Annotated in this window: 11 protein-coding genes, 1 tRNA gene and 1 pseudogene; 8 read left to right on the forward strand and 5 right to left on the reverse strand. The window is 55.8% G+C overall.

Annotation, left to right across the window (positions count from 1 at the left end):
- The first annotated feature begins 2 nt into the window (after positions 1-2).
- From uxuA to ACYVHX_RS16935, 8 genes and pseudogenes are all read left to right on the forward strand, one after another.
- Positions 3-1208, forward strand: a complete 1206-nt coding sequence (gene uxuA, locus ACYVHX_RS16900) for a mannonate dehydratase (protein ID WP_460672841.1) — start codon at positions 3-5, stop codon at positions 1206-1208.
- A 112-nt stretch (positions 1209-1320) separates the two neighbouring features.
- Positions 1321-3426 (forward strand): annotated as a pseudogene (locus ACYVHX_RS16905) (alpha-glucuronidase family glycosyl hydrolase).
- A 27-nt stretch (positions 3427-3453) separates the two neighbouring features.
- Complete coding sequence (locus ACYVHX_RS16910) at positions 3454-4230, forward strand: SDR family NAD(P)-dependent oxidoreductase (RefSeq protein ID WP_460672842.1); 777 nt, start codon at positions 3454-3456, stop codon at positions 4228-4230.
- A gap of 53 nt (positions 4231-4283) precedes the next feature.
- Positions 4284-5162, forward strand: coding sequence for a sugar phosphate isomerase/epimerase family protein (locus tag ACYVHX_RS16915; RefSeq protein ID WP_460672843.1), 879 nt, complete (start codon positions 4284-4286; stop codon positions 5160-5162).
- Positions 5163-5273: 111 nt separating this feature from the next.
- The gene (locus ACYVHX_RS16920) at positions 5274-6659 is read left to right on the forward strand and encodes an enolase C-terminal domain-like protein (protein WP_460672844.1); all 1386 of its coding nucleotides are present in this window, start codon (positions 5274-5276) and stop codon (positions 6657-6659) included.
- Between the two features lie 61 nt (positions 6660-6720).
- Complete coding sequence (locus ACYVHX_RS16925) at positions 6721-7200, forward strand: response regulator transcription factor (RefSeq protein WP_460672845.1); 480 nt, start codon at positions 6721-6723, stop codon at positions 7198-7200.
- A gap of 114 nt (positions 7201-7314) precedes the next feature.
- Positions 7315-7845, forward strand: coding sequence for a DUF4199 domain-containing protein (locus ACYVHX_RS16930; protein WP_460672846.1), 531 nt, complete (start codon positions 7315-7317; stop codon positions 7843-7845).
- Positions 7846-7880: 35 nt separating this feature from the next.
- A complete protein-coding gene (locus tag ACYVHX_RS16935; protein ID WP_460672847.1) occupies positions 7881-8267 on the forward strand; it encodes a VOC family protein in 387 nt (128 codons plus the stop codon).
- A gap of 79 nt (positions 8268-8346) precedes the next feature.
- On the opposite strand, the gene ACYVHX_RS16940 is transcribed toward ACYVHX_RS16935, so the two are convergent.
- The 5 genes from ACYVHX_RS16940 to ACYVHX_RS16960 form a co-directional block, all read right to left on the reverse strand.
- A tRNA-Pro gene (locus ACYVHX_RS16940) sits at positions 8347-8420 on the reverse strand.
- Between the two features lie 105 nt (positions 8421-8525).
- Positions 8526-10922, reverse strand: a complete 2397-nt coding sequence (locus ACYVHX_RS16945; protein WP_460672848.1) for a M1 family metallopeptidase — start codon at positions 10920-10922, stop codon at positions 8526-8528.
- A gap of 168 nt (positions 10923-11090) precedes the next feature.
- Entirely contained in the window at positions 11091-12125 is a 1035-nt protein-coding gene (locus ACYVHX_RS16950) for an FAD:protein FMN transferase (protein ID WP_460672849.1), read from the reverse strand.
- Positions 12126-12131: 6 nt separating this feature from the next.
- Positions 12132-13220: a chorismate synthase gene (aroC, locus tag ACYVHX_RS16955; protein ID WP_460672850.1), complete on the reverse strand. Its 1089-nt coding sequence runs from the start codon at positions 13218-13220 to the stop codon at positions 12132-12134.
- Positions 13221-13295: 75 nt separating this feature from the next.
- Positions 13296-14609, reverse strand: a complete 1314-nt coding sequence (locus ACYVHX_RS16960; RefSeq protein ID WP_460672851.1) for a BatD family protein — start codon at positions 14607-14609, stop codon at positions 13296-13298.
- Positions 14610-14810: the final 201 nt, after the last annotated feature.

A 14810-nucleotide genomic window follows, 5' to 3' on the forward strand; every position in this document is an offset into this window, starting at 1 on the left:
GAATGGGAATGCTACAAACCATGCGCTGGTTCGGGCCGCATGATCCGGTTTCGCTGATGGATATTCGTCAGGCGGGTTGCACCGGGATTGTGACGGCTCTGCACCAGATTCCGGTCGGCGACGTCTGGACCATTGCAGAAATTGAACAACGGAAAGACCTGATCGAAGCCGCCAACGGTCGGTATTCGCCCTTGCACTGGGCGGTGGTTGAGAGTCTGCCGGTGCACGAGGACATCAAAAAAGGCCGTCCGACGCGCGAGCAGTACATTGAAAACTACAAAGAATCGCTCCGGAATCTGGCCGCTTGCGGCATCACCACGGTTTGCTACAACTTCATGCCGGTGCTCGACTGGTCGCGGACCAACCTGAGTTACGAAATGCCGGACGGTTCGCTGGCGCTGCGGTTTGTCTGGGAAGATTTTGCGGTTTTTGACCTCTGCATCCTGAAACGCCCGGGCGCCGAAGCCGATTACGCACCGGCCGTAATTCAAAGCGCCCGCGCGAAATTCAGCCGGATGACGCCCGAACGCATTGCCGAACTGAGCAACATCGTTTTGCTCGGGCTGCCCGGTTCGGAAGAAGCCTTTACGCTATCGACTTTTCAGGGGTTACTGGATGAATACGCCCCCATCAACGACCGGGCGCTGCGGAACAACCTCTACCAGTTCGTTCGGGAAGTGGCTCCGGTGGCCGAATCCGTCGGTATAAACCTGTGCATCCATCCCGACGATCCGCCGAAACCGCTGCTGGGTCTGCCGCGCATTGTCAGCACGGAGGCCGATCTGGCGGAACTGATGGCGGCCTGCGACAGCACCGCCAACGGAATTACGTTCTGCACCGGTTCGCTCGGCATCCGGCCGGACAACGACCTGCCGGGCATGGTCCGGCGGTTTGGCAACCGAATTCATTTTATCCACCTGCGAACCACTAAAAGGGAAGCCGATCCGCTCAACTTCCACGAAGCCGATCACCTGGCGGGGGATGTGGATATGTACGCGGTGGTCAAAGAAATTGTGCTCGAACAGCAACGGCGGGCCAAAACCGGCGTGGGCGTAACGACCATCCCGATGCGCCCCGACCACGGTCACCAGATGCTCGACGACCTGCACAAAAAAACGTATCCGGGATATTCGGCCATCGGTCGTCTGCGCGGGCTGGCGGAGCTGCGGGGACTGGAACTGGGGATTAGTCGGTCGTTGGCTGAGTAGAGTTTAAATGATTCCGCAGCGTTGAACAGAGCAAAAAGGAGTCAAGCGAAGAAAAAAGCTGACCACCTCTTTTTAACTCCGCTAATCTCTGCGAAACAACTTTTCAAGAAGCATGAATTACAAACTAGCATTCTTCCTGCTACTAGCCACGCTTTGCCGTGCCGGAGCGCCGGACCGCGACGATGGCTACCGCCTGTGGCTGAAGTATGACCTGATCAAAGATGTCGCCAAACGAGCTGCTTACGCCCGTTCGGCGCAGTTTATCGTTTTAAACAGCAGCAACCCGGTGCTGAAAACCGCTGCCGAAGAACTACAGACCGGTTTGCAGGGCTTGCTCGGAAAAACCGTCCCGATTCGTTCCGGCGCCGGAAGCGAAACCGGTGGGATTGTGCTCACCACCAGCCCGAACCTCCCGCAACTCCGGGACGAAGGGTACCAAATCGCCGGGCGGCAAACCATCACGGTTTCCGGTAAAACCGGCGCAGGTGTGCTCTACGGCGTGTTTGCCTTGTTGCGCCACTTGCAAACCGGGCAATCCATTGAAACGATTTCGCTGGTCAGCAATCCGAAAATTCAGCTGCGGATGCTGAACCACTGGGACAATACCGACGCCAGCATTGAACGCGGGTACGCCGGTTCGTCGCTCTGGAAGTGGTATGAACTCCCCGAACGCATCGACCCGCGCTACCGGGATTACGCCCGCGCCAATGCCTCCATCGGCATCAACGGCACCGTGGTCAACAACGTCAACGCAAGTTCCCGGTTTCTGACCGCCGAGTATCTGGAGAAAGTGGCTGCGCTGGCGAATGTGTTCCGGCCTTACGGCATCAAAATCTACCTGTCCGTTTATTTTCCGGCTCCCAAAACCATCGGAGGCTTAAAAACCGCCGATCCGCTCGATCCGGAAGTGAACCAATGGTGGGCCGCCAAAGCCAATGAGATTTATAAGCTCATCCCGGATTTTGGCGGTTTTCTGGTCAAAGCGAATTCGGAAGGCCAGCCCGGTCCGCAGGACTACAACCGCACCCACGCCGACGGCGCCAACATGCTCGCCAGGGCGCTGGCCCCGCACCAAGGCATTGTGATCTGGCGGGCGTTTGTCTACAAAGCCGACGGAAAAGCCGACCGTTTCAAGGCGGCTCACGAAGAATTTCAGCCGCTCGACGGGCGGTTTGAGAAAAACGTCATTGTGCAGGTCAAAAACGGCCCGATTGATTTCCAGCCCCGGGAGCCGTTTTCGCCCATCTTCGGCATGATGCCCAAAACGCCGTTGGGCATGGAATTTCAGTTGACGCAGGAATACCTCGGGTTTGCGACGCACCTCGTTTACGAAGCACCCATTTTCAAGGAATGTCTGGATTCGGATACCTACGTCAACGGCAAAAATTCAACGGTAGCGCGGGTCATCGACGGCAGTTTGCACCAATACCCGCTCACGGCCATCGCGGGAGTCGCCAATACCGGATCGGATCGCAACTGGACGGGCCACCCGCTCGCGCAGGCCAACTGGTATGCGTTCGGACGGCTGGCCTGGGATCATTCGCTGTCGTCGGAACGCATCGCCAGTGAATGGGTCAACCTGACGCTGACCAGCGAACCGGCTGCCGTCAGAACGATCACGGACATGCTGCTGAAATCGCGGGAGATTTACGTCAATTACAACACCCCGCTGGGCCTTTCGCGCCCGTGGACGGGCGCGCATTTTGCGCCGGAACCCTAGCAAAACCGCAGTTCGCGCCCTGACTGGACGGCCATTTATTACCACCGCGCCGACTCCCTCGGTCTGGGTTTCGACCGAACGGCCAAGGGGAGCCATGCGCTGGCGCAGTACCGGCCCGAGGTCCAACAGCAATGGAACAATCCGGAGACCTGTCCGCTGCCTTATCTGCTCTGGTTTCACCACGTTCCGTGGACGAAAAAACTGAGTACGGGCCGGACCCTCTGGGATGAATTGTGCACCCGGTTTTATACCGGTGCCGACTCCGTGGGCTGGCTGCAAAAGCAGTGGGCGCAGGTCCAAAAAGAAGTGGATCCCGAAACGTTTGCCAACGTCAGCGGGCGACTGGCGACGCAGCAGAAGGAAGCCCTCTGGTGGCGCGACGCCTGGGTTTTGTACCTTCAGGAGTTTGCCCGACAACCCATTCCGGCGCCGTTCAAAAAACCGGAGCACAGCCTTGAAGAGGTAAAACAGGTAGTCGAAATTTATAAAACGCGGTAAGGCCGCAGAACCAAAAAGCAAAAAACCGTGCAACCAAGCGAAAACCAAGCGGACGTATTTTCATTAACGGGCAAAATCGCTCTGATTACGGGGGGCGGAACGGGCATCGGCTTCGACATTGCCCGCTGCATGGTGCAGGCCGGGGCCCAGGTCGTCATTACCGGTCGCCGGGAAGAACCACTCCGCGAAGCCGTCGAAAAGCTGGGCGAAACCGCCCACTATTTCACCAACGATGTCAGCGACTTACCGGCATTGGATGCGCTGGTGGAACAGATCGAAACCACGCTCGGGCCGATTGACATTCTGGTGAACAACGCCGGGATTAACCTCAAAAAACCGGCGCTCGAAGTTACCGACGAAGAATTCAGCCGCATCATTCAGACGAACCTGAATGCGGTTTTTGCCATAACCCGGGCCTGCGCCCGGCGGATGGTACCCCGACGCAGCGGCTCCATTCTGATGATTTCGTCGATGGCGGCCTATTACGGCATTGACCGGGTGGCGGCTTACGCAGCCTCGAAATCGGGTGTTGAAGGCATGGTGAAGGTGCTGGCGTCGGAATTTTCGCCCCATAACGTGCGGGTCAATGCCATCGCACCGGGCTTCATCGAAACCGAGATGAGCAAAAAAGCGATGGGCGGTGATCCCGACCGGCGCGACCGGGCCATGCGCCGGACCCCGATGGGCCATTTTGGCAAACCGGAAGACATCGGCAATGCCGCCGTTTTTCTGTCGTCGGAGGGCGCCCGCTACATCACCGGTGCTTCGCTGCCCGTCGATGGCGGCAATTCCATTGGCTTTTAGTTTACCGTAACTTTATAGAATTCACCTACCCGCTTTTCTAAATTTCCTGAATCATGAATAAAATAACCCGAAAAACCTTTCTCGAAGAATTATCGCTACTAACCGGTGCGTCACTGCTGGCCGGTCCAGCGTTGGCATCGGGTCCCGCTTTCAAAAAAGCACCAATGAAGCTGGGGCTGGTCACCTACCTGTGGGGCAAGGATTGGGACGTTCCGACGCTGATTAAGAACTGCACCACCGCCGGAATTGGCGGGGTCGAGCTGCGGGTCGAGCACGCCCACGGCGTCATGCCGAATTTGCCGGCCGCCGAACGCGCCGAAGTGAAAAAGAAATTTGCCGATAGCCCGGTTAAGGTGGTGGGTATGGGAACGAACGAGCAGTACGACTCGCCGGACCCCGAACGCTTGCGCAAATCCATCGAACGCACCAAAGAGTTCATCCGGCTGAGCGCCGACGTGGGCGGTTCGGGCGTTAAAGTAAAGCCGAATCAGCTTCATAAAGAGGTTCCGACCGAAAAAACGCTGGCGCAAATCGGGCAGGCGCTGGACGAACTGGCGAAGTACGCGGCCGAGTTCGGGCAGCAAATCCGGCTCGAAGTTCACGGCAACGAAACGCAGGAACTGCCGAATATCAAAACCATCATGGACCACGCGCCGAACAAAAACGCCACGGTTTGCTGGAACTGCAACCCCGAAGACCTGCACGGCAAAGGACTGGAATACAATTTCAATCTGGTCAAAAAACGCTTCGGCGATATCTGCCACGTCCGCGAGCTAAACGACACCAGCTACCCGTACCAGCAACTGATGGATTTGTTCGTCAAGAACAACTACAAGGGCTGGATTCTGCTCGAATGCCGCACCAACCCGACCGACAAAGTAGCGGCCCTGATCGAACAGCGTCAGATTTTCGAGAAAATGATTTCAAAATAGTGTACTGGTTTACCGGTTTCGGGATCCGGTTTTTGGTGGGTGATACCATTTGATGATGAGTAGACCGCCAAAAACCGGATGCCGAAACCGGTAAACCGAAAACCGTCCCCTATGAACCGTCGGGAATTTATGGGTTACACGGGCGCGCTGACAGCCGTCGGCCTGAACGGTTTTGCACGACCTTCCGTGATGAGCGAACCGGAAAAACCGGTGGCGAACATTCGGATCCGGAACGTCAGCTCCAATTTTGAACGCGAACCGCTCAACCCCTACCGCTTCAAGGGCAGCGCCATCACCGATAGCTGGCAGACGATGGCGCTGCTCGAATCCGATTCGGGCGTTCGGAAAATCGGGCTGGCCACGCAGGGCGTGCTCTGGTCGGACGCCAGCGTGTTTGCCGCCCATTCCGAAACCGCCGGAAACGCGCTGATGTACGCCATGAGCGAACGGGCTTTGCAGCTTATCAAAGGCAGCTCATTTACCTCACCGGTCGAGTTGCTGGATGCGGTTTTGCCGGAAGTGCTGGCGTACGGCAAACAGATTACCCGCAACCCGAATCTGCGGAAAACCTTCGCCCTGAACGCGCTGGTCTGCGTCGATAATGCCGCCTGGCTGCTCTACGCGCAGGAAAATAAAATGGCGCGGTTCGACGACATGATTCCGGCGGCCTATAAACCGGGTTTGTCGTACCGGCACTCCAAAGTGGCCAGCATTCCGTCGTTCAGCGTGGGCACCACCGCCGAACGCATCAAAACCGCAGCCGACGAGGGGTATTTCATCATGAAGCTGAAAACCGGGTCGGCCGGAACGCAGTCGGAAATGCTTGCGAACGACATCGCCTTTCTGACGGCGGTGCACCGGGCCATCGGGCACTACGAAACCCCGTACACCAAATCCGGAAAAATACCGTATTACTTCGACGCCAACGGACGCTACGAGAAGAAGGAAACGTTGCTGCGGTTTCTGGACCACGCCCAAAAGATCGGTGCCTTCAACCAGATTGCGGTGATTGAAGAACCGTTTGAAGAAACCAACGAGGTGTTTGTGGGTGATCTGGGCGTGCGGGTGGCCGCCGACGAAAGCGCGCACACCGCCGAGGATGCCGCCCGCCGGATCGAGCAGGGCTACTCGGCCATTGCCGTGAAAGCGATTGCCAAAACGCTCAGCATGACGATGAAAATCACGCAGTTGGCGTACGAGAAAAAAATACCGTGTTTCTGCGCTGACCTGACCGTGAACCCCATTCTGGTCGACTGGAACAAAGCCGTGGCCGCCCGGCTGCCGCCCTTTCCCGGGATGACGGTCGGGTTGCAGGAAACCAACGGCCATCAGTATTTCAAGAACTGGGACAAGCTCATGTCGTACCACCCCAAAGCGGGCGCATCCTGGACCAAAACGCAGAAAGGGGTTTACCGGACGGACTCATCGTTCTACGACCAGAGTGGCGGCATCCTGGAACCGTCGGCCCATTATGAAGCACTTTTTGCGACTAACTAAGGTGGAAAAGGCGGTTTTAAATCGTTACTTTCTGTTTTCAGTCAACGCCTTATCACCAGCAATGCACGTATTTGTCAATTTCCTGCTCCGAAATAAGCTCGCTATTCTGTACGGCCTTTCGCTGGCGCTGCTTTTATTTCTGCTGAAATGGCTTGAATTACGGTTTTTGATTATCAGCCACACATCGGAAATTTACATTGGTGCGATTGCCCTGCTTTTTACGGGTTTAGGCATCTGGCTCGCCCAGAAACTGACCCGGCCTAAAGTCGAAACCGTCGTCGTGGAAAAGGCTGTTTACCGTTCCCAACCGACCGGTTTTAGGCTGAACGAAGACGCGCTGGCGAAAACCGGGTTAAGCAAACGCGAACTGGAAGTGTTGCAACTGATTGCCGAGGGGCTGAGCAATCAGGAAATCGCAGCCCGGTTGTTTGTTTCGCTCAACACCGTTAAAACGCATTCGTCGAACGTGCTGGAAAAACTGGAGGTCCGGCGCCGGACGCAGGCCGTTGAAAAAGCCAAACGACTCCACCTGATTCCCTGAAAAGCTCCCACCAAAGCATGAATTTCGGCGCACGGGCCGTAAATCACCCGAAAGAATGAGGGGCAAACGAGCGCTCGTTCTCACCTTTGCGGCCTACCAAACCAGTCAACTCCGATGAAAAAAATCATTCTGATCTGCGGACTCATTTCCGGTTTTATCCTGACCGCGGTGATGGTCGTCTCGACGGCATTTTGCTACCTCACCAACACCTTCGAAAGCAACATGGCGCTGGGGTATGCGTCGATGGTGCTGGCGTTTTCGGTTATTTTTGTGGGCATAAAAAATTACCGGGATAAATACAGCGACGGGACGATCTCGTTCGGGCAGGCGTTTAAAATTGGCCTATACATCACGCTTATTTCGTCCAGCCTGTACGTCCTCGTCTGGCTGATCGACTATTATGTTTTCATTCCCGACTTCATGGACAAGTACACCGCCCACGTGTTGAGGGAAGCCCAAAGCGACGGCGCTTCGCCAGCCGAATTAGCCACGAAAGCGGGCGAAATGGAAAACTACAAAGCGATGTACAAAAATCCGTTGCTGGTCGTTTTACTAACGTATACCGAGGTAATGCCGATTGGTCTGGTTATTTCGATAATCTGCGCCCTGCTCTTGAAGAAGACTAACCAGGCGCAACCCGCCTGAATTTTCAATCTTCTTTCCCCTAACTCCCTGTTCGTATGAAAATCGGCCTAACCAGTGTGTTCGTTCACGATCCCAACGCTGCCTTTACCTTCTACACCCAAACCCTGGGGTTTCTCGAACGGATGCATGTCCCCGAAGCCCGGCTGGCCATTGTGGTTTCGCCGGAAGACCCGGCAGGCACGGGCCTGTTGCTCGAACCCAGCGACAACCCGATTGGCAAAAGCCATCAACAGGCGCTTTTTCAGGCCGGTTTACCAGCCATCGTCTTCAGTACCCAGAACATTCAGCAGGACTACGAGCGCCTGACCCAGGCCGGCGTCGTTTTCACCAAACCGCCAGCTAGAACCGAGTGGGGCCTCATGGCTACGTTCGACGATACCTGCGGTAATTTGCTCCAGCTCCACCAATTACCCAGCCCGTAAAGGTTTCAAAACCGGCCGGGTTCTGGAAGTCCATAAAAAAAGGCAAAACAGAAGAATTTCTGTTTTGCCTTTGAGCCCGTCGGGATGGCGGGATTCGAACCCACGACCCCTTGCACCCCATGCAAGTACACTACCTGGCTGTGCTACATCCCGAATTGGGTGCAAACTTAATGAATAATGAACAAGGAACAAGGCATAAGGACGAAAGAATATCGAAACCCGGTCCCAGGCCCGGCCTTGTTCGTCATTCCTTGGTCATTATTCATTTTTATTCGCTCCTCCCTGCCGGGCGGGGGGCTGTGCTAATTGTTGCTGCTGCATCGGATTGGTAGCGCCACGGCTCGCTCCCTGTTGCTTGAACAACTGGAAGCGCGTCGGTTTTGACACCCGCGGATAGGAGTTGTTATCCGAATCGATGTCGGCAATTTCCTGGAAAGGGTCGAGCGTCCACTGGGTCACCTTCTTGGCGGTGGCAATCACCTTCTGAATCTGCCCGTCGTTGAACCGCCAGATCTCCGCCGGAAAACGAGCCACCGAATCCGTGCCGTCCTCAAACTGCATCCTGACAATCACCGGCATGGGCAAACCGCCTTTGTTCTTCAGCGTCAGCGTGTAGAAGTTGCCGGTGGTGTTGAGCACCCTGCGCTCCTGTTCGGTGAGCGTCGTCAGATACTCCTGGTACTTCTTCCGGTCGGCGTCCGTCACCGCGTAGGGATCGTAGCTGTTGTAGAAGTCCTTCATGGTCGAATCCTGGGCCACGACGGTTTGCTGCTGGGTGGCCGCATCGCGCAGCTTGCTGATGGTTTTGGCCTTGCCTTCGGCTTCGGTGCGGGCGAGGGCTTTTTCAACGTCGGGGTTCTGGGTGTTGATTGTGTACCAATCGACTTCGACCAGATCCTGATCGACGGGCTCGACGCCGTAGAACCAGCCCTTCCAGAACCAGTCCAGATCCACGCCCGAGGCATCTTCCATCGTCCGGAAGAAATCCGCCGGCGTGGGGTTTTTAAACATCCAGCGTCGCGCATATTCCTTGAACGCGTAGTCAAACAACTCGCGGCCCATGACCGTTTCGCGCAGAATATTTAAGGCCGTAGCCGGTTTTGCGTACGCATTCGGCCCCAGACTGATGACGTTATCCGAGGACGTCATGATCGGCGACAGCACCGATTTGTCGGATTTCATATACTCCACAATTTGATTGGGTTCTCCGCGCCGGGTCGGAAATTTATAGTCCCATTCCTTCTCCGCCAGGTATTGACAGAAGGTGTTCAGTCCTTCGTCCATCCAGGTCCACTGCCGCTCGTCGGAGTTGACGATCATCGGAAAAAAGTTGTGCCCCACTTCGTGGATGATTACCCCGATCATTCCGGCTTTCACGGCTTCGGTATACGTGCCGTCCGGGTCGGGCCGCCCGCCGTTGAAGCTGATCATCGGGTATTCCATGCCCCCACCCGGTACGGAATGGCAGGAAATGGCTACGGGGTACGGGTACTTGAACGTCCGGTTTCCGTAGGATTTCAAGGTATGCTCCACGGCCCGGGTCGAATATTGGCCCCAGAGCGGGTTGCCTTCTTTCGGATAGACCGACATACTCCAGATTTTGCGCCCATCGCCGTAAACGTCGGTTTGCATGGCATCCCAGATGAATTTGCGGGAAGACGCAAAGGCGAAGTCGCGCACGTTGTCGGCTTTGTAGATCCAGGTTTTCTTGCCGGTCGGTTTGGCTTTCTCCGCGGCTTCGGCTTCGGCCTGCGTCACGATCAAAACCGGGGTTTTGGAAGTGGCGGCTTTTTGCATCCGCTGCGCCTGCGTGGGCGTCAGCACCTGCTTGTAATTCTGGCACTCGCCCGATGCCACCACAACATGATCGTTCGGAACCGTAATGGCGACCTTATAATTTCCGAAAATGAGCGTGAACTCACCCTGTCCCAGAAACTGCTTGTGCTGCCAGCCGTTCACATCATCGTAAGCCGCCAAACGCGGAAACCAGTGCGCAATAAAGTAATTGAAGTTTCCGTCTTTGGCGAAATATTCAAAACCGCTCCGGCCGTAATACTCCGTAATCAGGTAGTTCCAGTCAACGCCGAACGCAAAACTCTGACCCGGTTTTAAGGACGTCGGCAGGTCAATCCGCATCATGGTCTGGTTGATGGTATACTTCAGCGGCTTGCCGGTTTTGTCTTTTACCGCCGTAATTTTATAACCGAAATCGCCGTCAAAAGCTTTTCCGCGGGCGTGTCCGGCTGTCGTTGTCAATTCACCCAGTGCTGCCGCTGACAGCCCCGTCTGCCTGACGCTCCCGGTTCCGGTTATTCCACCGATTGACCCTTTCTCGAAGTAATTCTGATCGAGTTGCAGCCAGATGTATTTCAGTTCGTCGGGCGAATTGTTGAAGTAAGTAACCAGTTCCGAGCCCGTTATTTTCTGGTTGACATCGTCGAGTTCTACTTTGATGTCGTAATCGGCCCGGTTTTGGAAAAAATCACGACCGGGGGAGCCGGAAGCCGTGCGGAAGGTGTTAGGCGTGGGCAGCAGGGGGCCCATCTGTTCAAAGCGGTCGTTGGCTTTGTAAGTGGGCGATGGTGGCGTCTGCGCCCCGGCACCCAATACGATGGCGGTCAATACCGCAGCCAACAGAGAGAATTTCCCGTTCATAGGTCAGGTTTCCGAAGATAATTTGTTGATGAATGCCGTGATGAAATTACGAAAAACCGCCCAACTATGTTAAGGATTTGTTATTTAGGGTGCCAGACGCCATTAAAAATACAATTCATTCTTTGTATTTTCTATTTTCATGATAAATCAGTGGAGCAACGCCCCCGCTCAGCCTTGTCCTTCTCCGCTACGGTTTTTTGAATGCCACGTTCTCGGTTTCTTATTCCTGATTTCTGTGACCCAAACGCTTACGCCCGGAAACCGCCGGATCAATCGGCGGCTTTTCCGGATTCCGGCCACGCTGAACACTTTAGTCAGCGCGTCGGCCTGGGCCCCGTCGGCGGCCAGAACCGTTGTCTGAACGTGGTGCAACAAGCCCAAGCCCGTTCGGGGATTCATCAGATGCGAATACCGTCGGCCCTGGTGTTCCAGAAACCGGTACGTGGCCCCCGATGCGGTGATGGCCGCATTTTTCAACAGCAGGGTCGTCGTATCGGTCCCGAAGCCCGTCAGAATCCGCCAGCCGCGTTCGCCCGGTGGCGGCCCGCTCACCAGAACATCGCCCCCAATGTCGAGCAGGGCCGACTGAACGCCCATTTGCCGCAGAATGATCATGGCTTCGTCGTTGGCAAATCCCTGACCGATACCGCCCACATCCAGTCGCATACCCGGTTTTTTCAGTAAGATTTGGTGCGTCAGAGAATCAAACCTGATGAACCGGTAATCGACCAGCCGGTGGGCTTTTCGCAGCTCTGACCTGGAGGGAAAGACTTTGCGCCGGACCGCCCGACGCCAGAGCTGCGACAGGGGACCAATCGTCGGATCGTATAAACCGTCCGATTTTCGGGCGATGGCAACAGCGCGACGGAGCACCGCGTACAAAGAAGGCGAAACCGGCACCCACCGGCCCGAACCCGCCGTTGCCGAAAGCCGGTTGATTTCGCTGCCATCCAGGTAGTCGCTCATGATGACATTGAGCGAATCCATCCGGGCATCGACCGCCCGCCGAACGGCCTGAGCCAGGCTATCGGTCGGAGCGTAGAAAACGTTCCGGTACTCGGTTCCGAACAAGCCCCGTTCAAACGTGTAGCGCCGGAGCGGCTGGGCGACTAATGACCAGCCCGTCAACGCAAAGCCAACGAGAAGGACGGCCTTTCGGCCCCATCCACAAACCGCTACCCGCTTGTTTTCAGGTCTTTGCAAAACCGGTTACACTTTTGCTGCTCTATTCCGCAGGTAAAAATCGGCCAGCACCAGCGCGGCCATGGCTTCCACTATCGGAACGGCGCGCGGCACCACGCAGGGATCGTGCCGGCCTTTGCCCGACACCACCACCGGATTGCCCCCGGCATCCACGCTGTGCTGATCCTGCATGATCGTGGCGACGGGCTTAAAGGCCACCCGAAAATAAATATCCTCGCCGTTGGAAATGCCGCCCTGAATGCCCCCCGAATGATTCGTTTTGGTCCGAACACGCCCGGTTTCGTCGCCGGGTTCGATGTAAAATTCGTCGTTGTGCTCGGAACCGTGGCGTTCGACGCCGGCAAAACCGCTGCCGTATTCGAAGCCTTTGACGGCGTTGATGCTCAGCATGGCTTTGCCCAACTCGGCGTGCAGTTTGTCAAAAACCGGTTCTCCCCAGCCCGCCGGAGCGCCCGTCACGACGCAGGACACCACGCCCCCGACCGAGTCGCCCTGTTTGCGGGTTTCGTCGATGTAGTCGAACATCCGCTGCGCCAGTTCCGGGTCCGGACAACGCACGGCATTTTCCTCGGCCCGGGCCAGTTCGAGTTGCTGGTAGGGCGTTTCGAGTTTCAGCTTACCGACCTGTGACACATACGCCTGAACGCTGACGCCCTGCTGCTTCAACAGCAATTTGGCCAGAGCCCCAGCCGCCACCCGGGCCGCCGTTTCGCGGGCCGAACTGCGGCCTCCCCCCCGGTAATCACGGACACCGTATTTCTGCTGGTACGTATAATCGGCGTGTGAAGGGCGGAATTGCTGGGCAATGTGCGAATAGTCCTTGCTGCGCTGGTCTTCGTTCCAGATCAGCAGGCTGATGGGCGTCCCTTCGGTTTTTCCTTCAAAAATGCCGGACAGCACCTGAAACTCGTCTTTTTCGCGCCGTTGGGTGGTGATGCGCGACTGACCCGGTTTCCGGCGATCCAGTTCCGACTGAATGAAGGCGGTATCCACGTCCAGACCGGCGGGGCAACCGTCGATGATCACACCGATTGCGGCTCCGTGAGATTCGCCAAACGTGGCAATTTTAAATAGCGTTCCGTATGTACTGCTCATTCTTTCGCTTGAGGGTTAGGGGTTAACGATAGTCGGCCTGGCATTTTCCTTAAACGTCAACCCTTAAGTTCCCTCTTATTTTCTCCAAAATAAATACATCATTCCCAGAATCATGCCCACCAGCAGGATATTTACCAGCAAGCGAAGCATTTCCTGGAGATTAAGGGGTTGTTTTGAGCTATCCGTTTGCTCGATACCGGTATAAATAGAACCCGGCAAACTCACCCGCACCGTGTCGCCTTCCGGCAAAGCGGTTCCGCCCACGCGCAGGGTGATCGCCGAACGCAGCGTGTCGTACCGCTGCTGTTTGAGATCGAAATAAATCCACTGAAAGTAGGAAGCCAGCGGAAACTTGCCGTTCTGCCGGGGAATCAGGGCGTAGGAAAACGTCTTGTAGCCCGACACATTGCCCCCCGCCCGGTTGATGGACCCCTTCTCGGCGGGCGGAAAAATATCGAAGGTTGTTGAATCGGGTACAATCGGCGCGGGCAGGGAGGCAATGTTGCCTTCGCCGGTAATCCGAAAGTTGTACTGCACGCTCTGGCCAACCGCCGGATTCTTGCGCAGAATGTTTTCGATCAGCCGGTATTGTCCAACGGCCACCCGGTCGCGGAGCGGATGCGGTGGCAGTGGCGTTACCTGAATCGACAGCGGACGGGTCGCATAGGCCACCATTTCTTTTTTGGGTTCTCCACCCGGTTTGGCCGCGGGCCGGAACTGCAGCAGCTTCAGGCTCACCGACGGAATCTGGATGGACTGCTTGTTGAGCGGAAAAAAGGTGGCCTGATAAATCCGGTATTCGGCGTAGCGTTTTCCGTTGAAAAAAACCGGGTGCCGCGATAGGTCGGTAATGCCTTCGTTTTCTTCCCAGCAGTTCGGTGGACGCAGGGTTTTCAGGAGTTGCTGGAGCTGTTGATCGAGTTCATAAAATTTTAACTCGAACGGGTAGGATTCAGCCACAAAAAAAGACAATTTTAGCGAAAATCCTTCGCCCGTGTAAACCGCGGTTTTGGAGGTACTTAGGGAAAGAAAAACGTCATTCCGGGCAACGGGCCCCGGAGGAGCGACGAAGGCAGCAACGCTGTCGGTCGGGATGGAGGAAGGACGAACCGTAATAATGACTTCTTCGGACTGAATTGTGGTTTCGCCGACCACCAGCTCAAACGGCGGCAGCCGGTACTGTCCCGGCTTCACGGCGCTGTACGACTGCGTAATTACTTGTGAAACAACGGTTTTTCCGTTGACCTCGGCGGGCGTGACGCTGGTGGAGGTTCCTTTTTTGGTGAAACCCCGGATGGCCGGAAAGTTGACAACCGGCCGGGAATCGCTGTTTTGGATGACGACCGAGATGGTGAAGGGCCGTTCAATCGAAATGTCGGTTTCGCCCAAATCAATAGTAACCGCAGCCTCCTGAGCTAACAGTTTCAGGCTCAGTGGGCCACAAAAAAATAATACAACTAAAAATTGGAATTTTAAAAATTTCATCTCTAAATTTGAGCAACAAAAATAATCAGAATGCGTTACAATTTTGGAGACGCGACGGGTCCATTTCCTAGCTTGTCGTGCTTCTTTTGAATGTGGAGTAGATCC

The sequence above is a fragment of the Larkinella ripae genome, assembly GCF_054780775.1.

Excerpts from the sequence above, each read along its gene's own strand:
- ACYVHX_RS16915 (WP_460672843.1), top strand. The coding sequence starts at position 4,284 with ATGAATAAAATAACCCGAAAAACCTTTCTCGAAGAATTATCGCTACTA.
- uxuA (WP_460672841.1), top strand. The coding sequence starts at position 3 with ATGGGAATGCTACAAACCATGCGCTGGTTCGGGCCGCATGATCCGGTT.
- ACYVHX_RS16925 (WP_460672845.1), top strand. The coding sequence starts at position 6,721 with ATGCACGTATTTGTCAATTTCCTGCTCCGAAATAAGCTCGCTATTCTG.
- ACYVHX_RS16945 (WP_460672848.1), bottom strand. The coding sequence starts at position 10,922 with ATGAACGGGAAATTCTCTCTGTTGGCTGCGGTATTGACCGCCATCGTA.
- aroC (WP_460672850.1), bottom strand. The coding sequence starts at position 13,220 with ATGAGCAGTACATACGGAACGCTATTTAAAATTGCCACGTTTGGCGAA.
- ACYVHX_RS16930 (WP_460672846.1), top strand. The coding sequence starts at position 7,315 with ATGAAAAAAATCATTCTGATCTGCGGACTCATTTCCGGTTTTATCCTG.
- ACYVHX_RS16935 (WP_460672847.1), top strand. The coding sequence starts at position 7,881 with ATGAAAATCGGCCTAACCAGTGTGTTCGTTCACGATCCCAACGCTGCC.
- ACYVHX_RS16920 (WP_460672844.1), top strand. The coding sequence starts at position 5,274 with ATGAACCGTCGGGAATTTATGGGTTACACGGGCGCGCTGACAGCCGTC.